The organism is Leptospirillum ferrooxidans C2-3, from assembly GCF_000284315.1.
GTDB classification, from domain to species: Bacteria; Nitrospirota; Leptospirillia; order Leptospirillales; family Leptospirillaceae; genus Leptospirillum; species Leptospirillum ferrooxidans.
Genome location: NC_017094.1, coordinates 1,275,367 through 1,295,908, shown reverse-complemented (window position 1 = coordinate 1,295,908; position 20,542 = coordinate 1,275,367). Strand labels below are relative to the sequence as shown.

The window sequence follows — 20,542 nt, the reverse complement described above, 5'->3', positions numbered from 1 at the left end:
TGTCAGGGTAATGAGGCATGCTTGTATGGTACTTGTATCATGCCGGACGGAAACAGTGAAGAGGGAGGTCGTTTTGGATAAAAAGACACTTGCATGGATAGGACTTGGGAACATGGGGCTTCCGATGGCCAGAAACCTCCATCGGAAAGGCCATCATGTCACAGGATACAACCGGACGCCGGAGAAGGCCCGGGATCTTTCCTCCCTGGGCGTCAAGGTCTTTTCATCCATCAGGGAAGCCATGTCCGGGCAATCCATTGTCGCGACCATGCTCTCCGATGATCCGTCTGTCCGTTCGGCGATTCAGGTCTCTTCGAACTTCTTCCCCCCAATGGGATCCATTTGTCTTTCTCGACCCTTTCTCCCACTTTTGTCGAAGAGATGACCCAGGAACATGAACGTCGGGGACAAATCCTGATCTCCTGTCCGGTCTTCGGACGACCGGACAGGGCCGATGCTGCAACCCTGACGATCGTCACGGCAGGAGATCGGGAGGTCTTGGCCTTAATGGAGGACCTCTTCCAAGCACTGGGATCCGATCTTTTTCATGTCGGAGACAGACCGTCAAAGGCCAATTGGGTCAAAATTCTGGGGAACTTTACCCTGGGAGGGTTGCTTGAGACCCTTTCCGAGTCTTTGTCCTTGGGAGAGCGGGCAGGAATCAATCCGGAAACACTGGTGGAAATTCTCGATACCGCTCTCTACCACTCTCCTGTATTTCGCGGTTACGGCAATCTGATGGCAACAGAAAAATGGGATCCTGCGGGTTTCAGGATGAAACTGGGGCTGAAAGATATCCGTCTGGTGCTGAAAGAATCCGATGCACTGGAAGTCTCCTTGCCATTGGCAGACCTGATCCATTCCGGGTTTATCTCGGGAATCCACAGGGGATATGGCGAATTGGACTGGTCAGCGCTCAAGAAAGTACGAGCTGATGATTCCGGAAGGGAAGAGAACTCCATTTCGTAATTCTTACATTCTCCAGCTCTTAATAAGGGGCAAGAAAGCCGGGCTTAAAATAACCTGATTACAAGGTCAATCGCCGATGTTTTTCAATCTTCTCCAACACCCATGTAGCGACTTCAACAGTACAATCGGATCCTGGCTCTTCATACGTTTAGAATGCAACCTATTGGTTGTATTTTAAAGGAATCATTTTCATGTGGCATCTCACTCTGGAATATTTCTGTATATATTGGTAGTAAACTTTTATGGGCAGTTTTGACAACATCAGCGGGTTTGACTGGGACAATGGGAATGCCCGAAAGAATGAGCAGCATGGGGTGTCTCAATCCGAGGCCGAAGAGATTTTTTTTAACGAACCAATTGTCATGAAGGAGGATGTTCGCCATAGCGAAAAAGAAAACCGCTGACATGCACTGGGAAAAACAAGCTCGGGCCGCAAGCTTCACATCACAGTTACTTTACGCATGGGACATACTTTAATTCGGTTGATATCAGCCAGGGAGATGAGCCGGAAAGAAAGGGATTATTATGGAAAATCTTAAAGATATTCCAGAGTTTTCATCAGAAGCTGAAGAGCAAGCATTCTGGGAAAAACACGATTCATCGGAATATCTGGGTTGGTCCAAAGCCAAGAAGCTCCAACTTTCCAGATTAAAGCCATCGACACAATCCATTTCCGTTCGTCTACCCATTGCACTTCTGGACTGATTCAAACTGGAAGAAAACAAGAGGGACGTGCCATATCAATCACTCATAAAAATTTGGTTGTCAGAAGATATTGCAAATCAAAAACAGGCTTGAGAGCGCTAAGCCCCCGCCAATCATCAGGGGGGGTACGTCAGGACAACAACCAGTTTGGTGCAGGATTCCCTCTACAGGACTTGTTTTTGTCTGGAGAGGGATGAATGCTGCACTGGCAAATGCGATCATGCCACTTGATTCTTTTTCCAATCTGGACTATGATTCTCGAGCTTTTCGATGAAACAATTCGGTAATGCGGGATGAGTGTCCTTAGTTTATATCATGGGGCCGTAGTTCAGCTGGTTAGAACGCTGGCCTGTCACGCCAGAGGTCGCGGGTTCGAGCCCCGTCGGCCCCGCCATTACCAATCGATCGCTTTCAATCTTAAGGTTTGTTCTGTGAACTCTTCCCAAATTCTATCTTCCTGTTTACCCTCCCCGGTTCGAGATTGCTCGGCCAAATTTTTTGACAAATTAACTCATTGGTTCAGGCGACTGCCCCAATCTAAGACCACATGGATTCCCGTGATGAGAATCCTTCCAGAAAGAGTGATATGAGCCTTTTCTCCTTTTTGTCAAATGTCAGTCTTATGGCAGAACTCGTTCTTGGGTTACTTCTTTTTCTATCGGCTGTCAGTTGGGGGATTGTTTTTTTCAAATATTACATCCTGGGAAAAGAAGCCAAGGAAAGTGTTGCCTTTATTAAATCCTTCAAAAGAAGTGAACGGTTCTCAAGGCTTTACGAAGAATCGGCTGAATTCAAAAGCTCCACTCTCGCGTTTCTTTTTCGTTCGGCTTACGAAAAAGTCAGGGCACTCAGGGACAAGACTGGATCTTCTGAATACAGCGAAAGGGATATTGACGTTCTTGAACGCACATTGATTCAGGCTCTTCAGGAAGAGACCGGCCGTCTTGAGACACATCTTCAGTTCCTGGCGACAACCGCCAATATTGCCCCATTCGTCGGCCTCTTTGGTACGGTTTGGGGGATTATCCATGCCTTCAGGGATATTACCCATCAGGCGTCTGCCAGCATCGCCTCAGTGGCTCCCGGAATTGCAGATGCGCTTGTGACAACAGCTGCAGGACTTTTTACCGCCATTCCAGCTGTTATTTTCTACAACACATTTCTTCAGAAAATCCGCAGGCTGACAGCCCTTGGTGATACGTTTACCCTCGAACTTCTGAACATTCTCGCTGAAAGCCGGTGGAAGGACTAATGAAGCTGGACATGCGTTCCCGCAGGAACGATTATCTTGCAGAAATCAACATGGTGCCTTTTATTGATGTTGTACTCGTTCTCCTGATCATCTTTATGCTTGCGACACCGCTGCTTTACAGGGGACTCAAGATCAACCTTCCCAAAACGGCTACCAACAGCCTCAAGAAACCTGCCCCCAAAGTCATATTGACCATTACCCATGACGGAAAAGTGTATGCCGATGCCAAACAGATCACATGGGACCAGGTCAAACCGTTTCTTTCTGCCGCCCATAAAAAAGATGCCAGAGTCACGGTCTATCTGAAGGCCGATAAAAAAGTCGACTATGGAACGGTTGTTCATTTGATGGATCTGGTAAAACAATCTGGAATTGATCGACTTGGAATGATTACGGTACCGGTTCCCCAAAAAGCAGGTTGATATTTCGTGATCCGTTCACAAACCCGTTCGGTTGGCGGACTCTCTCCAGCCTGGTTCTACCTTTTATCCCTGCTGGTTCATCTTTGTCTTCTGCTCGCCATACTCCTTTTTAAGGATCATCGTCCGAAGGGATTTCCTTCCGCGACGACCGTCACTCTGGTGACCGAGACCGATGTCAAAAAAATTCCCTCTCCACCCGTTCCGAAAAAGTCTCCACCGGTCCCGAAACACTCAGAGCCCCAAAAAGCCGTGGTCAAAACCATTCCGGTCCATAAAAATGCGGTTGTCCATGCACAGACAAAGCCTCATCCTGTCGTACACAAGCCAGTGCCCCAAAAAAAACGGCCGGTCATTCACAAAAAAATCCGCAAACCCGTTAAACCCAGCAAACCGGTTGTGAAAAAGCAGTCAAAGGTTTTTCACAAGAGTGCGCCCAAAAAATCTCTTGTCAAACCGCTTCCAACCAAAAGCAGGGTTGAAAATACCAAGCCCAATCCTGTTAAGATGGACATACAGGGGGAGGCATTCCCAACCTTCCTGGAACATCTGCTGATTTCCCGGATCAAGTCGAACTGGTTTCCTCCACCCAATTCCCAAGGGTTAAGAGCAACTGTCCGTTTTGTTTTATTGAAGGATGGTTCGATCAAGGGCGATCCCAAGGTGATCACCGGCTCCGGATCACCTCTCTTTGATGAAGCCGCAACAATGAGCGTCCTGAGGTCTGTGCCTTTTCCCCGGATGCCGTCCTCTTTTCGAAAAGAGGAAGAAGTGGTCACTGTCACACTTGAAGCCACATCCCATGGAGATGTTTTTGATGGAAAATAACAATACTTCCTTTTTTCATCAGCCAATACGCGTTGTTTCTCCCCTATCTCTGGTATTGATCCTTTTCACCACTCTCTTCTTCATGAGCCATGGAGAAAAGGCCAATGCGATCGATCTGAGCGTGATATCCAACCAGACCGGCCTGATGTTCAAACTTGCCTATATACCACTGACACAGGGGGCGGTGGCATCATCGAAGGCGACCAAGGAGGCGCAGGATCTTATTTTTCGGGATCTGGTGGAGTCAGGGTACTTCGATGTCTCAATCCCCTCAAACGAAGCGGTATCCAAGCTTCAGGCGATCAGCCTGACAGGAGAGGGAACCTCCATGCTGGCTTCAGGAGGGTATGAAGGTGTCGCGGCGGCAAGAGTGACCGAAGACGGAACGGGTACTCATGTTCTCGGGGTTGTGAGGGATCCGGTTTCCGGAAAAGTTCTCCTCTCAAGAGAATACACGACTTCCGGTGCGGCAAGGCACGCGATCCATCGATTTGTCGATGATGTCATCTTTCAGTTTACCGGGCTTAAGGGAATCGCGATGGCAAAAATCGCTTTCATCGGAAAAAATCCCAGGCGTGGATATGATCTCTACGCGATGGATTTTGATGGGGAAGGGTTGCATCGTCTGACCTTTGACCATGTTCTCGCCTACTCTCCGGCATGGTCATTAAAAACCCACCAGATCGCCTATGTCTCCTATCTTCACATGGACCCGCAGATTCTCGTTTACGATCTCCGGACGGGAAGAAGAACCGCTCTGGCAAGATTCCCGGGGCTCAATATCACTCCCGATTTTTCACGAGATGGCATTCATCTGGCTGTGGCGCTTTCAAAAGGCAACCGTTCACAACGGACAGAAATTTATGTAACGACCCTCAAGGACAAGACCTTCAATCGATTGACCTTTTCCAGGAGCAACAATCTCTCCCCATCATGGTCTCCATCCGGAAACCAGATCGCCTTCGTTTCCGATCGGGACGGACATCCGCAAATCTTTGTCATGGATTCGGACGGAACAAATGTCCATCGCATTACTTACAATGGTTTTTATAATGTTTCACCAGCATGGGGACCATCCGGAGATCTTGTTGCATTTGTTTGCATGAATGATCGACATCGTCCTAAGATATGCCTGACCACGCCTGATGGATCAAGGTCTATCCAGATTACCCACGGTCGGGGACAAGATGACAGTCCGGACTGGTCACCCGATGGGCGAAGCATCATTTATTCCCATCAGGTAAGAGGAAAAAGCGTCATCATGAAAATGTTTCTGGACGGTTCCCATACCCATCGCATTGGAACTTTTCCAAGGGATGTCATCACTCCCATGTGGGCTATTCCCTGAACTTTCGCACAATGTTCCTTAGAAGGAGTCCTTGATGCACATCCGAGCTCTTCTGTCCCGCTCCTCACTTCTTTTGGCTGGATTCGTCCTGACTGGTTGTGCGACTTCCGTTGACATGTCCGATTTAAGAGCAAGGGTGGACAATGATGAGGCCCGAATCCACAAACTACAGAGTCAGCTGGGGTCCTCAGGAGGAGACCAGCTCAATAGCCAGATTGCCGATATGGAAGCACGTCTTGATCGCCAGAAAGCAAGACTTGAGTCCCTTCGCGGCCGCCTGGATACAATCGATCACAGGATCGATCAGTTAAGGGGCCAGATCGCCTCGGCACCACCTCAACCGGCAGCGCCGCTCTCTGGGGCTACACCTGTCCCGATGGCTCCTTCAGCGACAGTTCCCCAAGCCGGATCTCCGACAGAAAACGCAAAATCCATCTACTCGCAAGCCATGAGGGATTATCAATCCGGCCATTTTTCTTTGTCTCAAAAAGAGTTTTCCGAGGTCATTTCCCGATATCCTTCATCCTATCTGGCGGGGTCAGCCCAGTTCTGGGTCGGTCAATCCCTTTTTTACTCCAAGAATTACAAGGATGCGATCGATGCCTACAACCAGCTCATTCAAAAATACCCGGAAAGCGGAAAAAAGGCCGATGCTTTCTATAAGAGGGCCATGGCCTACGAGCTGTTGGGAAACAAATCCCAGGCGATCCATTATTACAGAAGGATCCTGGATGTCTTTCCCGGCGAGACAGACCTCGATGAAAAGGCAAAAAGACGCATCAAGAGGCTCGAGTAGATCCTTTGGGAATCATCAGGGAACTTCCCATCAGTGTTGTGAACAAGATCGCCGCCGGAGAGGTTGTGGAGCGACCGGCATCGATCGTGAAGGAACTTCTTGAAAACAGTCTGGATGCCGGAGCAACAAAGGTCTCCATTATCGTTTCCGAAGGGGGAATCAGGGAGATATCGATCTCCGACAATGGGTCGGGCATTCTCCCTGAGGATTTGCCAAAAGCCTTCATCAGGCATGCGACAAGCAAGATTCGTTCTTACGAAGATCTCTTCCAGACGGTTTCCATGGGATTCAGGGGGGAGGCTCTCGCGGCCATCGCCTCTGTCTCCAGTCTGGATCTGACGACAAAGCCGGAAGGGGATTCCGCCGGGTCGCACTACGAATCCGTTCCCGGCTCGGATCCCGTCATGCGAGACTGGGACGGACCAAGGGGAACAACGATCCGTATCTCGAACCTGTTCAAAAATGTTCCTGTGCGGCAGAAATTCCTGAAGTCCCCATCGACCGAGTTTTCCCATATCCAGTCAACCGTACTCCAGATCGCACTCGCCCATCCGGAAGTGACTTTTTCCCTTGCGACACCAGAGCGTCAAGTGCTTTCGCTTCCCGCCAGAAATTCCCTGGCAGGCCGACTTGTGGATGTGTATCCGGAGTTTGACCGGAACGAGCTTTCTGAGATTTTGATCGAAGGAGGGGAGCTCTCTGTCAACGCCTTTGTCCTCACTCCATCAAGAATTCGCAAGGACCGACAGAACCAACATCTTTTCCTGAACAGGCGATGGGTGCGCCATCCGGCTTTTTATCAGGCGGTCACATCGGCCGGCCATGGACTGATCCAAAGGGATGTTCATCTGGGAGTCTGGATCTTTCTGGCACTTGATCCCAAAAAAGTGGATGTCAACGTCCACCCGACCAAAAAAGAGGTCCGCTTCCAGGAGCCGGACCGGATTTTTGCGCTTGTCCGCCGCGCCGTTACGGAGGGAATAGAGGCATTTTCCGGAGCCTCTCCCGGGAGAGGCACACCACCTGATCCTTTGGAGGATTCCGGAACCTCATTGGCAAAAGAACAGCTACTCCCGAAAGAGTATGAGGTAAATCCTTCCCGTCCAAAAACAGATGAGGGCTCACCCGCATTTCTGGGGACATTTTCAGGAACACCATCTGAAAAAAACGATGGCAGGTCCGTCTCCCATCCAAGTCCCGTCAAAAACGCCGGGTGGTCACCTGACAGGGGAAGTTTTTCCTATCGCGGCTCTTCGGGGAATTTTTCAGGTCTTTCGGAGAAACTGAAATCCCTCCCGTCACCCGGAATGATCAAACCGGTCTCTCTGGACTTTCGCTCAGACTCACCCGCGAAGGTCTCCTTTCTGGCCCAGGCGTACAAAACGTTCCTGGTGGTCACCATCAATGACACCCTCGCATTGGTCGACCAGCATACGGCTCATGAGCGTGTGAGGTATGACGCCCTGAAAAAAATGTTTTCGGAGGGGGAAATCCGGACCCAGCCGTACCTCTTTCCCATGATCGTCCGTCTCTCCTCCATGGCGATCAGCCGACTCGACTCCCGACTCGATGAACTAAAGGCCATCGGGTTTTCGGTCGAGCCGATCGGTCCAGAATCTCTTAGGGTGGACTCAATCCCTGCCATACTCGAAGGGGAGGATCCCCAGCATCTTCTGGAGGAACTTTCCGAAGCCTCGAACGGTTTCGAATGTTCGCTTCTCCGCTCGGACCGGCTCGACGAGACGCTGATGACCCTCTCCTGCCATACCAGTATCAGGGCCCAGCAGCTTTTGGAAAAGCCCGATGCCGAACGTCTGGTGCAAACGCTCCTGGAGACGGATCATCCCTTCAGTTGCCCCCATGGCCGCCCCACCATCCTCTCACTCGAAAAAGGAACGATCGAAAGTTGGTTCGACCGGACTTGATCGGTTTTGATATGGTTGTTGTTGGACCAACAGCCTCGGGAAAGACAAGGTGGGCCATTTCCTGGGCCAGGGACAATAATGCCGAGATCATCTCTGCCGATTCCCGCCAGATCTATAAGCATCTGGATATCGGAACCGGAAAGCCATCCCCGGAAGAACAGGAAGGGGTGACGCATCATCTGATCGATGTGCTTTCTCCCGAAGAATGTTATAGTGCGGGGATGTTTCGGAGAGATTGCCTCCAGGCGCTGAACGAGATTAAAAAACGGGGCAAAAAAGCGGTCCTTGCAGGCGGTACTGGTCTTTACCTGAGGACCGTCATGGAACGATTCCTCGAGTTGCCTGTTGAAGATCCGGATGAAAAAAGGGAGTTTTATGCTCAGTGTGACCCAATCCCTTCCGGTGATCTGTTTGACGAACTGAAACGTATCGACCGGGTCCGCGCATCAGAAATCATGCAAAATGACAGGGTGCGCATCACGCGGGCCCTCTGGATTCACAGACTGACGGGAAAACCTCCATCGGTCATTTTCCGTGAAAACAGTCTGGATCCGGTTCCATTCGGTCCCGTTGTCGGTCTTTTGTGGACTCCGGAAGAGCTTTCCGGGAGGATCTCTCACAGAATCCGGCAAATGATCGGGAGAGGATGGGTCTCTGAGGTCGAGAAACTTCTCTCTCAAGGATATGGTGGTCATGAGCCCGCATTCCAGAGCCTTGGGTATCCGGAGATTCTGAGCGTTGTCAGGGATGGGGTCGATCTTGAGGATGCGATTGCCACCATCGAGATCAAAACCCGACAATATGCGAAACGGCAAAGAACGTGGTTTCGCCATCTTTTGAATGTCCAATGGCTGACACCTTCCGCTGATTCGATGTTCAACCCGGGCCAAAAATAATAATTTAATTCTTTTGATCTAGATCATTTTTGATTCTGTGTCGATTTTTGCTATTGTACTTGACAAGGATTGTAACACGGACGGAAATCAGAAGGAGGATGTTTGGTGCGGACGAAAAAGCTTCCCCCGGTCGGGATTATTGGTGGGTCCGGCCTTTACCAGATGGCTGGTCTCATCGTGGACGAGTTGCGCGTCGTCGAAACGCCATGGGGGCTCCCCTCGGATCCCTATATGACAGGGAGCGTCAATGGGACGCCTGTGGTCTTTCTCTCCAGACATGGCAAGGGCCATCGCTATCTCCCCTCGGAGATCAACTACCGGGCCAATATCGCAGGTCTGAAATCTCTCGGTGTTGAGCGGGTGCTTTCTGTTTCTGCGGTCGGTTCCCTAAAGGAGGAGATCCCGCCGGGCATGATGGTGGTGGTGGACGACTTCATCGATTTGACCAAAAAGCGCGAGATGACTTTTTATGGCGCTGGCGCTGTCGGCCATACCGGCTTTGGTGACCCGGTCTGCCCCCAGGTCGCGGGTTCTTTTCTCGATGCGACCCAAAAGCTTGGGTATTCCTCCCATAAGGGCGGGACCTATGTTTGCATCGAGGGGCCCTCTTTTTCCACCAAGGCCGAATCCCGGCTCTATCGCAGCTGGAATGCGGATGTCATCGGGATGACCAACGCAACGGAAGCCAGACTGGCAAGGGAGGCAGGACTCTGTTATGCGACTCTCGCACTGGCGACAGACTACGATTGCTGGCATCCGGATCATGACATGGTCACCGTCGCCGATGTTCTGGCCGTCATGCATGACAATGTGGAAAAGGCAAACGCCATCCTCCTTGAGGCGATCGGCAAACTTCCGGAAAGAACATGCAACTGTGCATCGGCACTGAAAACGTCCCTCGTAACGGATCATTCCGTCATACCGGAAAAAACACGTAAAAATCTCAAATTCCTGGGGATCCTTTAATGACTCCTTCTTTGGTAATTGTAGGAACCGTTGCGCTTGATGATGTGAAGACACCTTTTGGAGAGGTTCACAATGCCTTGGGTGGATCGGCCTTTTTTGCCGGTATTTCAGCTTCGTACTGGACAAGTGTGGGGGTAATGGCAATCGTTGGTTCGGACTATCCGTCCAAGGGATTCGAGACCATGAAATCCCGTGGAATGGATGTCGCGGGAATCGAGATTTCTAAAGAGCCCTCTTTCCACTGGAGCGGAGAATATGGCTTCGATCTCAGCTCGGCCAAAACGCTTCAGACCGATCTGAACTGCCTGTTGAGTTTCAAGCCGGATATTTCGAAGATATACCCAGCTGTGCATACGTTGTTTCTGGCCAACATCGATCCGGAGATTCAGAAAAAGGTCATTCTGGACCTTTCTGTCCGCCCTTCGATCATTGCGCTGGACACCATGAACTTCTGGATCGAGAACAAGCGGGAGAAACTGCTGGACGTCCTCAAGCTGGTCGACATCCTGACGATCAACGAAGGGGAAGCCCGGATGCTCTCCGGAGAAAGCAACCTCATCTCGGCCGCGCGAATCATTTCGGCCATGGGTCCCCAAACGCTGATCATCAAGCGGGGAGAATATGGGGCGATGGTTTTCAATCGGGGAAAAATCTTCCTTTCACCGGCATTTCCCCTAGAATCGCTCAAAGATCCAACCGGGGCAGGGGATTCCTTTGCCGGGGGATTCCTCGGATATATGGCTTCGGAGGGCGGCAAGGACGACGCGACGCTCAGAAGGGGCATTGTCGTCGGATCTGTCATGGCATCCTTTTGCGTCTCTGAGTTCAGTTCGGGCGGAATGGAAAACCTTTCTCCCCAGACATTGGCGGAACGTCTTTCCGAATTCTCGGAACAGACTGACTATCGTCCCGTTTCACCGATTATGGGGATGCTTGGGGGATGACTCATCGACAATGGGCAAAGGTTCTTCTGGTTTTTTTGCCCATTATGCTTGATGCCTGTTCCCCTTCGGTTTCACCGAGGAACAGGCATCTGGCGCTGGAGCACTATGAATCAGGGCTGAGAAAGCTCAATCAAAACCAGATTCAGGGTGCTTTCTGGGATTTCGAGTTTGCAAACCACCTCGATCCCAATCTTGGCCGGGTGCATTATGGACTTGGTCATGTTTACTATAAAATGCATGATTTTCAGGATGCGACCAATGAGCTTTTAAATGCCAGGAAATTTGTCCGGGAACGTGCTGCGGCGAACAACTACCTGGGACTGATCGAATTTCGTCAGCACAGCTACCAAAGGGCGATGCATTATTTCAACCTCGCATTGTCCGACAGCCTCTACCGGACACCGGAACGTCCGCTGACCAATCTTGGCCGGACCTATATGGCCATGCATGACCTCGATGCGGCAAGGGATCACTTTTCGAAGGCGATCTTGAGAAATAATTCATATGCCCCGGCTCATTATTATCTGGGAGCTCTGTTTTATTCCCGGGGAAAATTGAACCAGGCACTCAAGGAGTATTCTTTTGTCATTCGCCTTGCCCCAAACTTTCCAAAGCCGTATTTTGAAATTGGAAAGATTTACCTGAAACTTGAAAATCGGGAGAAGGCTCTTGCCGCTTTTCAGGAAGTCGTCAGACTTGAGCCGGATTCTGTCGATGGTGTCAAGGCAATGCATTACGTCAAGAAGCTTCAATAGATCACATGAATTCTCCATTGTCAGCAATATGCTAAAGGAGCCTCGATGAACCCTGAAGATTCCAAATCTCAGGAACCTCCAATGAAAAATGAGATGGACCCTCTTTTGGAAGAGAGGGAGCGCATTGAAGGAGAAATCCGAAACCTCGGGGCTTCTACAATTGGGGAGTTCCTGAAGTCCAAACGCCAGGCGAAAGATCTGACGCTTGACCAGATTGATCTGATCACCCATATCGGTCCCCGCTGGACGGAGGCGATTGAAGAGGGTACCTGGTCCATTTATCCGAGCATGCTTTATGCGAAGGGGCATATCCGGGGATATTGCGAAGCGCTCGGACTACCCTCCGAGATTCTTCTTCATTACTATAGCAAAGAACTGATCACCGCCTTTCCGGAGGAGACCTTTCATCCTCATCCGGTGTTGCAGGTCAATCAGATCCTTCAGGATTCCTCTTCCTCAGATCGAACTGGAGGTTCCTCCGGTTCCTCAAGACTTCTTCTCTGGCTTTTGGCAGCCCTTGTTGTCCTTGTTGCCGCTCTGGGATCACTGAAAGTCTGGATGGACAAGACTGCCAAACGCCATGCCGAAGAAAAAGCCAAAACTCCAGCAGCTCAAAAACCAACCCCCCTCCAGTCTGTCATTCCTCCAGCGACCACCACTGCGCCCTCCCAGCCAGCCGTCGGGCCAACGACTCCCCCGTCAGCGGCTACTCCGACTCCCCAGGCGCCAGTTCAGCCGTCGGGGCAAGGCACACAGAATAGTCCAACACCTGTTCAACCGCCTGCTTCGCCAACATCATTCAAGGAGACGACACAAGCGGCGCCTATAACAGAAGGATCAAAGCCTTCGACCCCGCTGGCAGCTGCCACTCCATCACCTCAGCCTCCTTCATCAGACGGGAAAGTTCAGCCGGATTCCTTCCATAAACTGAAGGTTACGGCATTACGGGATACTCATGTCGCGATCAAGGAAGGGGATGGACGGCCGAGACGGTACGCCCTGAGCAAAGGGAAATCGAAAGTGTTTCGATCGAAGACGGTCTTCTGGATTTCCACAAAGGATGCCGGAGCGATCCTCCTTTCTCTTGACGGACATGCATTGGGTCCTCCAGGACCGGACAATAAATCGATCCAGCATAAAAAAGTGGTCATTCAAAATTAGTCAGCACTGAACCGACCAGCGCAGAATGGGTTTGGGTCCCCGGTAGAGGATGGGGATCATGGAAAAACACAATTTTTTCAAGAGGAAATGGAGCAAAATGTCCACACACGGTCCAGTTCTTTCCAAAACAAGATTGATGCGACTCCTGTTTGGAGCCTTGATGATTATCGCGATCGGGACTCCCATCGGCTGCGCACAGGCACCGGTCAAGCTTGAATACCGTCCCAGCGCCGGCATGACAAAACCTCATCAATATGCTTCATCCCTCCGCTTCGGTGTCGTTCTCTTCAAAGATGACCGGGCCAGCACACTGATGACCGGAGACCGCCAATATATCGGTTGGGGAACGAATACTTACAGGACAGATTCGGATGTCGACCTTCATGTGACCAAGGCATTCGTTGATCAGTTCAACTACCTTGGCCTGAAATCCACACTGATCCATCATCCACCTGCGGACTTTTCTTTCCAGACGAACGGATGGGTCCAGACCCTTCGCTCCCGATTTCCGAATGTCGATGTTTTTATTGTCGGCCGAATCATGAATTACCAGTTCCAGTCCTCGCATACCGGCTATATTGAAGGAACAGGATCCGCGATCTCCAAAGACCAGGTCGAGCTCGATGTGTATTTTATCAATGCCCAGACAGGCCATCCCATTTGGGGAACCAGGATTCATGAGCGTTCAATGACCAAGAGCCAGCATTCCAAACCTCTTGAAGTTGCGGCTGAACGGCTTGACCGGGATCTCCAGAAGGTCATTCTTGGATATGCGGACCGCTCTGTGGGACATCTTGCCAAGGTCTTTCCGGGATCGATCCAGGTCGAAGCGTCGGCCAATCCCGCAACCGTATCCGGAAAAACCCTGTCGGCAGATCAGTATAATCTCCAGAAGAATCCCATCCCGGCAGGCAAGGGAAGGCTCGTGGTCACAACAACCCCTTCAGGCGCGAAGGTCTATATCGATAATGTCTTTTATGGTGTGACACCCATGATGCTTGACCTTGATCCGGGAGTCCATCTCCTGAAGGTCAAAATGAACCAGTACCATACCAGCAGGGACAAGATCGGAATTTTGGGTGGAACGATGACTCCCTGGCAGGAAGACCTCCAGAAAAAGTTCTAGGATCAATCGTATTGCCATTAAGGGCAAAAAACTTTATATTGGCTGGAGAATCTCTCCAGCCATTTGTATTCCCAGCCGGCGTAGCACAGTGGTAGTGCAGTCGATTCGTAATCGACAGGCCGTCGGTTCAATCCCGACCGCCGGCTCCAGTTTTCAAGCCCTTCCGATATTCTTCCCTACCTGGATTTACCCCAATTTACCCTCTTTGTTGCAACAAAATCTGCAACAGATTTTTCCCCTATTTTCCGCGTTTCCCGTTGGCGATACTGTTGACCAGCTGACGAGAGGTCCCGACCGATTTCGCTATGGTGCTTTGTTTCATGCCCTAGCCAAGCATGGCCCGGATCCGGGCGGCTTTCGTGGATGTTTTCTCGAAACCGGAGGAGAAATACGATTCGGCCGACCGAAGCCAGAAAAGAACCCCGCTGACAGGCCACGGCGATGGGGGAATGTCTCCCAGGGCAGCCCCCATGTCTTTTACCGCCGTTTCCCAATCGGACACCGAGAGAGCCTTTTTGATCCGTTCGAACACATGGGGGGCGTCTTTTTCGAGACGACGGGCCAGATCTTCTCTGGCGGAAGACCAGAACCGGCCGATATTCCCGGAAAGAATCCTCTCGTCCGGACCAGCGAGTCGGAACCTGGCATGGCTGAGAACCTTCGTGCGTGGTTGCGAAGAGAACATCTTTGCCGAAACTTCGTTCCTGGGATCAAAACGGTGTAAGGTCACTGGAGTCGATGTCAGAGCGTGAACGACAACGTGAAGAGGAAGACAAGCTTCGCTTTGGTTTTTGAGGGTTTCTCAAGCCCATATTTTCATTATCAATCTCTAGGACACCTAAATTTTGGGATCTCCACACAGATGTCATGGTCATTTAACCGGTTTTCAAAGTTCAGCTGGTTCCCTTTCCAAAGGGGGCCGAGAACCCTTGAAACTTCCTGCAAAAAAGTTTTTTCCGGCCTTAGTGTATTTGGTGTGATAGTCATTTCCGAAAATGTCCTTGTATTCGAAGAAAATTTCCCAAGCTCCGGTATCAATGGTTGAAAAATCAGTATAATTATATTTGTCCTCAAATTTTATCTGTATGGGAACGACATTTTTCATATTACCAATGGTGAACTTGGGCCACTCTTCTCCGACCTGAATCACTCCACTATAGATTGCCTGCTCAAAATCTTTGTTCTTATCCAAAACTCTGAGAACAGTTTTTATATGAGTTGCAGGACCCAATCCTTTATTATAAATGGAACCATTCATTATCACCATTGAGTTCGATGGAGACGAATTCGGGTCTTTAACTAAAAAGAATTGGTTATCCAACCGATAGCCATTTGGTTCCAAGACGCATATCGGCCTTAAATTGTCGATGTGTTGCTGGTTTTCTTGCCTGGTCAGCTTCGTTGTCGAACGGGCCATTTTGCTGGTCGTGAACGCTAGCCAAGCTGTGAACATGGCAAGGATGAATGTGGCGATCATGACACCGATGGAACCAAAGGCCGTCATGGCATCAAGCGTTGCCTTGTCCATCATCCTTTCCCGATCAATATTCTATCTTTGGGTGAAACCATTTCGATCACACCTTTGAATCCAAGTTTATGTGTGAAAAATGCAGATGACCATTACCCAACGGTGGCGTAGAGTCGAAATCCCAGAGGCCGAAGAACTTTGAGAACGGTTGTTAACTCAGGATTTCCTCTCTGCCGATTAGGCCTTGTAAACGCTCTCCCGTCCAAGGACTGTGTCTCGTGCGATTTGCGTCCTTCCTTTCGCCCGTGCAATATCTCTTAGGGTAGCGGCCACGAGTGCGGGGTCTCCATCCTCCAGGGCCGCTTCGAGATATGCGGCCATATCTTCTTCGGTTTTGAGGTGTTCTGCTGGATCCTATGGCCGGGTTTCAAGTTTTTTCATTTTTATGTCTCCCAAGGTATTGTTGAAAGGCCGCTTTTTCCGAAAAATTTGAAGTCATGTATTCTCCAACTTTCAAGAATGATCATCCAGGAACGACTTGCGCCTTTATGTCAACATGGAGAGCTTTTTTAATGGCTGTGATAATGATTGAAAAATTTTCCATCGTTGGATTTCCGGATCTGGACAGCATCCGATGAATACTTTTACTGGATTTATGGATGTCCGTCGCTAAACCTTCAAATCCTATTGTTGCATTCACCAAGTCTCGCAGGACAAGCCTAGCGATGTCTGGTTCACCGTTCAGAAAAAGGTTCACGGCCTCATCGAGCAGAGCTTGCGCAAAAGCAGGATCACTCTTAACGCGAGCGACAACGGTTTCTTTAAAATCTCTGGTTAAAGCCATGTTCACGGACTCCTTTTTATTCCTTTTGCCTTTCGTTTCTTATAGTTTTCCCATAATTGGACCGCTTGTATGATATCTTTCTGCTGCCCCTTTTTTGTTCCTCCGCCAAGCAGGGTAATGATTTTCTCCCCCTCTTTAGCCAGATGGATTCGATAGCCAGGCCCCCAATCTATTCTGTATTCTCCAATCCCTTGGAACCATTTGACATTCGATAGATTGCCTTGTTCCATTCTGATCTTAGCTACGGCGATTTTCGCCGCAGCCGTCGGATCAAGCGATTGGAACCAATCGGCATAGGGGCTTGATCCATTTTCTTCCATCAATTCTTGTACTTGGAAGGACATATTTGATAGTAACTCATATGTTACCATAATGCAAATCGAAACTTCCCATGATTCTTGCTACACATTTCAGAAAAGCCTATGTGGATTCAATTCCCATCACTCCACAGCTTTCCTTTGTCGACAGAGCGCTGAACGTCACGGCAGTTGGTATGCCAAGTACTGTCGTCCCGTGACCTTGGTGTGTGATATATCCAGGGTAAACTCATATTGTTCAACGTTGAGCCGAACGTCTTCATTGATTGGTCCTTTGGCAACGTCATACCCAGCCTTGTCGATCCATGTCCAACCTCCATTTACGACAATCGGGGTAACGTACACTTGATGGTATCGGTAAATATCCCGTTCCCTTGTCAATCGGACCAGTTGCTCAAAATCAACAGGCTCCCTTAAGGTACGCTGACTAGGTCGAGTTTCCTGAGCCCAAACGCGAATGGCGCGTGGATCTAGCAAATCATTCGCATAGGTTTTAGCAGGCCTGGAATCATAGTATTCTTGAGCTTTTTGTTCTGCCTCACCTCTTGTCTTAGTATCGCCTCGGGCCAGAAGGAACGCGGCAACGGGCTCCAGCGTACCCCAAGTGAATAGTTCCTTCATCCAAAAAGCAATCCATGGTAGGCCAGCTCTGGGCCAATCATCGATATTCATCGGTCTTATGGGAGCAAAATCGTTATCGTTTAAGACAACGGCAATCAAACTGCCTAGCCCCCACGAGCTCTGATAGATAAAATTCTTTGACACATAGTCAAACCATTTCGTGATTTCTTTGGGAGACGGATGCTCCTCCAGTGTGTTTTTGCACATCCACCATTGAAGAAGACGTCGCCAATCTGTGAAATCTCTGTTATATGGGCTGAAGTCTTCCGGTCAGACCCCGGTAAGCTCTGCCGCTCACGCCGGGGAGAGGTCACCATCCTCATGGAAATAGGCTCGTGACAAAACTCATCCAGTATTTTGAAGAGAAAAAACTTTGGAACAGCCTGCTCTTATCGCTGAAGGGTGCCGCTTCCGAAGTAGTACCAGAGAGAAAAGTTCGGAGTCGTGGCCAGATATTCGTTGTTTCCCCAAGCGGGAAGAAGAACACCAACCGAAAGGGCGAGTTTGGGTGTGATGTTTACCTCGAAAGTTGGCTGCACCGCGATCAGATTGAAACTTCTGGGGGTGGTATTGACCGGTAGTCCATCGGCCGAAAACGGAAGCTCCGAAAGACCCACCATTTCCAGGATGAATCCCAGTCCGTGCTTTTCGTTGACCACATCTTCAACTGCCATCTTGTACTGGACTAGATCACCAAACTGGGCAAAGATTGGTGAATCGGCCGCAGTGAGCGATTCCATGCCGGGAAATCCGTAGGTGTAATAAAGTCCGCCGTAGAAACGGAGCGGACGAATGTTCTTTCGAAGAAGAAATGTCGTGGTAATGGATGGGCTTCCAAAATGGGTGGCGGGGAGAACCGAAATGGGAGGAAGCCCTCCCTTTGGAACGGGTGTCCCAAGCCAGGAAGTGGTCGGGAGCGTCAAAAAAAGAAACGTCGCGAAGGACGGACGGGCCGAGTTCGGGTCCTGGATAATCCACCGGTGCTTGATTCCGATACTGAAATCATTCAGTCCCCATCCGTTTATCGATGATCCTCCGATCGATGAATCCGTTCCGATAAGAGAAGGAAGAATCGCAAGTTCCGTATTGGATCCGAGGCCAAAATACATGGCTTCCAGGGCGAGCATCTGTGTTTCATAGAAGCCCGGTGGAAGTCCCGTGATTCCCCCGCTGTTGGTGTATTGGGCCTGGGTGAACCGGCTGTAAAAAAAGAACCGGGCATTGAAAACCCCCTCGGGAAGAGTGTCGGCATAGGAGACCATGTTCGGTCCCGCCGTGAGTGGGTTCCAGGAGTGTTTGTAAGCGGAGAGGGCGTCGGGACCATTGAATGAAAGCGGGGTCGTGTCAGTAGAATCCGATATTCGGGAAGAGACGGGAGGGAGAGAGGAAGAGTTTTTAGGGACAGGAATCGCAGGTTGAGGGGAGGGTCCTGGCGGATCGGCCCAAGCGTCTGTGAACAAGAAGAAAATGGTGATGCTTGGGAGAAAAAAAGCAATTTTACCCACAAGAGTTCCTTTCATTCGGAAAGTGTCCGGATTTTCTGGGACGGGTTTATTAAGGGATGGGTTTCCTCGGCACCCAGAGCGACCCAGAGTCCGGAGAGGATCAAAAGTCCGGAGGTGACCCAAAATGTCAATATCACTTCCTGTCTCCACTGGGCGATGGCGCCAAGAAGAAGAGCTCCGATGGCATACCCCGTGTCCCGCCAGTAGCGGTAGGTGCCCAGTGCTTTTCCTCGCCAAGCCGGAGGAGAAATATCCGCTACAGCGGCCACAAGATTCGGATAGAGAAGTGCCATTCCAACCCCCATCACCGTCGCCGAGAAAAGCCGGAATGGCTGGTTTTCGGAGAGCGCCATGGCTAAAATTCCTCCGGCAAGACACCAGAGTCCTGACACAATGGGGATCTTTCGCCCGATCCGGTCTGAGATCCTGCCCGTGACGATCTGCGAAACGCCCCACACCATGGCATAGAGTCCGGTCACCCAGCCGGTCGCGGTGAGAGTGACTCCCCGTCCCAGAAGAAAAACGGGAAGAAGGCCCCAGACCAGCGTGTCGGCGATCTTGTTGGCGATCCCGGCCTGGGAAAGGGCGCGGAATGTGGGGTGGCGAAAGGACACGAGAAGGAAGATTTCTCTGGCTCCGGGGTGTTCGGAGACCCCTTCAGGAAATCGTGGCGGGGGGCCCGAAAAGGTATTATTCCGGTGTTCGGCATGCTCCGCCTTGGCCCATGGGAGTGTTTCCCGGATGAAGCCGATGGCCAGGACGAGGGCGATGGTGACGACCGAGAGGCCGAACCAGAAGAGTGTCTCCCGGGAACCGTAGCGTACGGAAAGATATCCGGTGACGATGCCGGAGATCCCTACTGCGAAATACCCCGCACTTTCGTTTATGCCGGTCGCCATCCCCCTCTCTTCGGGCAATGTAATGTCCACCTTGCTCGTGACGGTCATTGACCAGGCAAATCCCTGGTTGATTCCCAGAAAGACATTGGCCAGAACGATCCACCACCAGTTGGGGGCCATGAGAATAAGAAACGGAATGGGGAGTCCGGCGATCCACCCCATGACCAGAACCCGTTTTCGTCCGATCCGGTCGGAGAGGGATCCTGCGATGAAGTTCAGGATCCCCTTGACCAGTCCGAAGGAGAACAGGAAAGAGAGAAGGAACAGGAAGGACCCCTTTGCGACGCCGAAATCTTTCTGGGCCAGACCTGGCAGGGCCGTGCGTTCCATGCCGATCATGAGTCCCACGAAAAAGACCTGGAGGATTTGCTGGAGAAACTGGTTCAGATTGGGGCGAATGCCTCGCTGGAAAGAATCCGCAGCGGTCATGCCTTCTCTTTCTTCTCCCGGACGAATGGGGTGACGTTCGCTAGACTTTTTCTTTTCTCTGAAGTGGTTTCCATTTGCTCAAGAATCATCTGACGAATGAGATCACAGATTTCGAGAACCTTGGAGCTGGTCAGCCGGTAGCGGCAGGCCGTTCCTGATTTCTCGCAGACAACAAGCCCTCGTGCTTTTAGAACATTCAGATGTTGGGAGACATTGGCTTTCGAGAGGTGTGTCAGTTCAGCAAGCTCACCCGAGCCCCGGTTCGATAGTCCTATATGACTGATGATTTCGAGACGCTTTGGATGAGACATGGCAGAAAACATCTCCGATACGAGAACAAAACGAACGGTATCCATGATTTTCAGGCTC

General features: G+C 50.6%; 21 protein-coding genes, 2 tRNA genes and 4 pseudogenes. 18 read left to right on the top strand and 9 right to left on the bottom strand.

Annotation, left to right across the window (positions count from 1 at the left end):
- Window positions 1-10: 10 nt before the first annotated feature.
- The 18 genes and pseudogenes from LFE_RS13665 to LFE_RS06495 all read left to right on the top strand — a co-directional run.
- Window positions 11-495: pseudogene (locus LFE_RS13665) on the top strand (NAD(P)-dependent oxidoreductase); the annotation flags it as partial.
- A 12-nt stretch (window positions 496-507) separates the two neighbouring features.
- Window positions 508-969 (top strand): NAD(P)-dependent oxidoreductase, encoded by a 462-nt coding sequence (locus LFE_RS13465; protein ID WP_232502592.1) that lies wholly within the window; start codon window positions 508-510, stop codon window positions 967-969.
- Window positions 970-1,211: 242 nt separating this feature from the next.
- A pseudogene (locus tag LFE_RS14690) lies at window positions 1,212-1,508 on the top strand (BrnT family toxin).
- Window positions 1,495-1,767, top strand: a pseudogene (locus LFE_RS13660) (BrnA antitoxin family protein). The pseudogenes LFE_RS14690 and LFE_RS13660 overlap by 14 nt, the downstream one beginning before the upstream one ends.
- A gap of 224 nt (window positions 1,768-1,991) precedes the next feature.
- Window positions 1,992-2,068 (top strand) — tRNA-Asp (locus LFE_RS06560).
- A 192-nt stretch (window positions 2,069-2,260) separates the two neighbouring features.
- Window positions 2,261-2,926, top strand: a complete 666-nt coding sequence (locus tag LFE_RS06555; protein WP_014449446.1) for a MotA/TolQ/ExbB proton channel family protein — start codon at window positions 2,261-2,263, stop codon at window positions 2,924-2,926.
- Window positions 2,926-3,348 (top strand): ExbD/TolR family protein, encoded by a 423-nt coding sequence (locus LFE_RS06550; protein ID WP_014449445.1) that lies wholly within the window; start codon window positions 2,926-2,928, stop codon window positions 3,346-3,348. Before LFE_RS06555 ends, LFE_RS06550 begins: the two co-directional genes overlap by 1 nt.
- 6 nt (window positions 3,349-3,354) lie before the next feature.
- Window positions 3,355-4,173 carry a TonB C-terminal domain-containing protein gene (locus LFE_RS06545; protein WP_014449444.1) on the top strand — a complete coding sequence of 273 codons (819 nt, stop codon included), beginning with the start codon at window positions 3,355-3,357 and terminating at the stop codon, window positions 4,171-4,173.
- Window positions 4,163-5,521 carry a DPP IV N-terminal domain-containing protein gene (locus tag LFE_RS06540; RefSeq protein WP_014449443.1) on the top strand — a complete coding sequence of 453 codons (1,359 nt, stop codon included), beginning with the start codon at window positions 4,163-4,165 and terminating at the stop codon, window positions 5,519-5,521. Before LFE_RS06545 ends, LFE_RS06540 begins: the two co-directional genes overlap by 11 nt.
- 34 nt (window positions 5,522-5,555) lie before the next feature.
- Entirely contained in the window at window positions 5,556-6,317 is a 762-nt protein-coding gene (locus LFE_RS13070) for a tetratricopeptide repeat protein (RefSeq protein ID WP_014449442.1), read from the top strand.
- Between the two features lie 5 nt (window positions 6,318-6,322).
- Entirely contained in the window at window positions 6,323-8,242 is a 1,920-nt protein-coding gene (mutL, locus tag LFE_RS06530) for a DNA mismatch repair endonuclease MutL (RefSeq protein ID WP_014449441.1), read from the top strand.
- Window positions 8,224-9,138 carry a tRNA (adenosine(37)-N6)-dimethylallyltransferase MiaA gene (miaA, locus tag LFE_RS06525; RefSeq protein ID WP_050989495.1) on the top strand — a complete coding sequence of 305 codons (915 nt, stop codon included), beginning with the start codon at window positions 8,224-8,226 and terminating at the stop codon, window positions 9,136-9,138. The genes mutL and miaA overlap by 19 nt, the downstream gene beginning before the upstream one ends.
- Window positions 9,139-9,240: 102 nt before the next feature.
- Window positions 9,241-10,104 (top strand): S-methyl-5'-thioadenosine phosphorylase, encoded by an 864-nt coding sequence (gene mtnP / locus LFE_RS06520; protein ID WP_014449439.1) that lies wholly within the window; start codon window positions 9,241-9,243, stop codon window positions 10,102-10,104.
- Window positions 10,104-11,048 (top strand): PfkB family carbohydrate kinase, encoded by a 945-nt coding sequence (locus LFE_RS06515; protein ID WP_014449438.1) that lies wholly within the window; start codon window positions 10,104-10,106, stop codon window positions 11,046-11,048. The genes mtnP and LFE_RS06515 overlap by 1 nt, the downstream gene beginning before the upstream one ends.
- The gene (locus LFE_RS06510) at window positions 11,045-11,803 is read left to right on the top strand and encodes a tetratricopeptide repeat protein (RefSeq protein ID WP_014449437.1); all 759 of its coding nucleotides are present in this window, start codon (window positions 11,045-11,047) and stop codon (window positions 11,801-11,803) included. The genes LFE_RS06515 and LFE_RS06510 overlap by 4 nt, the downstream gene beginning before the upstream one ends.
- Window positions 11,804-11,884: 81 nt before the next feature.
- Window positions 11,885-12,964 carry a helix-turn-helix domain-containing protein gene (locus LFE_RS06505; protein ID WP_158310246.1) on the top strand — a complete coding sequence of 360 codons (1,080 nt, stop codon included), beginning with the start codon at window positions 11,885-11,887 and terminating at the stop codon, window positions 12,962-12,964.
- Between the two features lie 97 nt (window positions 12,965-13,061).
- Window positions 13,062-14,090, top strand: coding sequence for a PEGA domain-containing protein (locus LFE_RS06500; protein ID WP_158310245.1), 1,029 nt, complete (start codon window positions 13,062-13,064; stop codon window positions 14,088-14,090).
- Between the two features lie 74 nt (window positions 14,091-14,164).
- A tRNA-Thr gene (locus LFE_RS06495) sits at window positions 14,165-14,239 on the top strand.
- Window positions 14,240-14,415: 176 nt separating this feature from the next.
- On the opposite strand, the gene LFE_RS06490 is transcribed toward LFE_RS06495, so the two are convergent.
- The 9 genes and pseudogenes from LFE_RS06490 to LFE_RS06450 all read right to left on the bottom strand — a co-directional run bounded on the left by LFE_RS06490 (window position 14,416) and on the right by LFE_RS06450 (window position 20,529).
- The gene (locus LFE_RS06490; RefSeq protein ID WP_014449434.1) at window positions 14,416-14,775 is read right to left on the bottom strand and encodes a hypothetical protein; all 360 of its coding nucleotides are present in this window, start codon (window positions 14,773-14,775) and stop codon (window positions 14,416-14,418) included.
- A gap of 201 nt (window positions 14,776-14,976) precedes the next feature.
- Entirely contained in the window at window positions 14,977-15,618 is a 642-nt protein-coding gene (locus tag LFE_RS06485) for a hypothetical protein (protein ID WP_041774114.1), read from the bottom strand.
- 92 nt (window positions 15,619-15,710) lie between these two features.
- Window positions 15,711-15,939, bottom strand: a pseudogene (locus LFE_RS14685) (addiction module antidote protein).
- A gap of 142 nt (window positions 15,940-16,081) precedes the next feature.
- On the bottom strand, window positions 16,082-16,402 hold the full coding sequence (locus tag LFE_RS06475) for a helix-turn-helix domain-containing transcriptional regulator (RefSeq protein WP_014449431.1): 321 nt from the start codon (window positions 16,400-16,402) through the stop codon (window positions 16,082-16,084).
- A 2-nt stretch (window positions 16,403-16,404) separates the two neighbouring features.
- Entirely contained in the window at window positions 16,405-16,746 is a 342-nt protein-coding gene (locus LFE_RS06470) for a type II toxin-antitoxin system RelE/ParE family toxin (protein ID WP_014449430.1), read from the bottom strand.
- A 135-nt stretch (window positions 16,747-16,881) separates the two neighbouring features.
- Window positions 16,882-17,547, bottom strand: a complete 666-nt coding sequence (locus LFE_RS06465) for a hypothetical protein (RefSeq protein ID WP_014449429.1) — start codon at window positions 17,545-17,547, stop codon at window positions 16,882-16,884.
- A gap of 182 nt (window positions 17,548-17,729) precedes the next feature.
- A complete protein-coding gene (locus LFE_RS06460) occupies window positions 17,730-18,860 on the bottom strand; it encodes a hypothetical protein (protein ID WP_232502576.1) in 1,131 nt (376 codons plus the stop codon).
- The gene (locus LFE_RS06455) at window positions 18,857-20,173 is read right to left on the bottom strand and encodes an MFS transporter (protein ID WP_014449427.1); all 1,317 of its coding nucleotides are present in this window, start codon (window positions 20,171-20,173) and stop codon (window positions 18,857-18,859) included. The genes LFE_RS06460 and LFE_RS06455 overlap by 4 nt, the downstream gene beginning before the upstream one ends.
- Window positions 20,170-20,529: an ArsR/SmtB family transcription factor gene (locus LFE_RS06450; protein WP_014449426.1), complete on the bottom strand. Its 360-nt coding sequence runs from the start codon at window positions 20,527-20,529 to the stop codon at window positions 20,170-20,172. The genes LFE_RS06455 and LFE_RS06450 overlap by 4 nt, the downstream gene beginning before the upstream one ends.
- Window positions 20,530-20,542: the final 13 nt, after the last annotated feature.

Excerpts from the sequence above, each read along its gene's own strand:
- LFE_RS06450 (WP_014449426.1), bottom strand. The coding sequence starts at position 20,529 with ATGGATACCGTTCGTTTTGTTCTCGTATCGGAGATGTTTTCTGCCATG.
- LFE_RS06490 (WP_014449434.1), bottom strand. The coding sequence starts at position 14,775 with ATGTTCTCTTCGCAACCACGCACGAAGGTTCTCAGCCATGCCAGGTTC.
- LFE_RS06460 (WP_232502576.1), bottom strand. The coding sequence starts at position 18,860 with ATGAAAGGAACTCTTGTGGGTAAAATTGCTTTTTTTCTCCCAAGCATC.
- LFE_RS13465 (WP_232502592.1), top strand. The coding sequence starts at position 508 with ATGGAGGACCTCTTCCAAGCACTGGGATCCGATCTTTTTCATGTCGGA.
- LFE_RS06465 (WP_014449429.1), bottom strand. The coding sequence starts at position 17,547 with ATGTGCAAAAACACACTGGAGGAGCATCCGTCTCCCAAAGAAATCACG.
- LFE_RS06510 (WP_014449437.1), top strand. The coding sequence starts at position 11,045 with ATGACTCATCGACAATGGGCAAAGGTTCTTCTGGTTTTTTTGCCCATT.
- LFE_RS06475 (WP_014449431.1), bottom strand. The coding sequence starts at position 16,402 with ATGGCTTTAACCAGAGATTTTAAAGAAACCGTTGTCGCTCGCGTTAAG.
- LFE_RS06505 (WP_158310246.1), top strand. The coding sequence starts at position 11,885 with ATGAAAAATGAGATGGACCCTCTTTTGGAAGAGAGGGAGCGCATTGAA.
- LFE_RS06470 (WP_014449430.1), bottom strand. The coding sequence starts at position 16,746 with ATGTCCTTCCAAGTACAAGAATTGATGGAAGAAAATGGATCAAGCCCC.
- LFE_RS06550 (WP_014449445.1), top strand. The coding sequence starts at position 2,926 with ATGAAGCTGGACATGCGTTCCCGCAGGAACGATTATCTTGCAGAAATC.
- LFE_RS06500 (WP_158310245.1), top strand. The coding sequence starts at position 13,062 with ATGTCCACACACGGTCCAGTTCTTTCCAAAACAAGATTGATGCGACTC.
- LFE_RS06515 (WP_014449438.1), top strand. The coding sequence starts at position 10,104 with ATGACTCCTTCTTTGGTAATTGTAGGAACCGTTGCGCTTGATGATGTG.
- LFE_RS06540 (WP_014449443.1), top strand. The coding sequence starts at position 4,163 with ATGGAAAATAACAATACTTCCTTTTTTCATCAGCCAATACGCGTTGTT.
- LFE_RS06555 (WP_014449446.1), top strand. The coding sequence starts at position 2,261 with ATGAGCCTTTTCTCCTTTTTGTCAAATGTCAGTCTTATGGCAGAACTC.
- LFE_RS06455 (WP_014449427.1), bottom strand. The coding sequence starts at position 20,173 with ATGACCGCTGCGGATTCTTTCCAGCGAGGCATTCGCCCCAATCTGAAC.
- LFE_RS13070 (WP_014449442.1), top strand. The coding sequence starts at position 5,556 with ATGCACATCCGAGCTCTTCTGTCCCGCTCCTCACTTCTTTTGGCTGGA.
- LFE_RS06485 (WP_041774114.1), bottom strand. The coding sequence starts at position 15,618 with ATGGACAAGGCAACGCTTGATGCCATGACGGCCTTTGGTTCCATCGGT.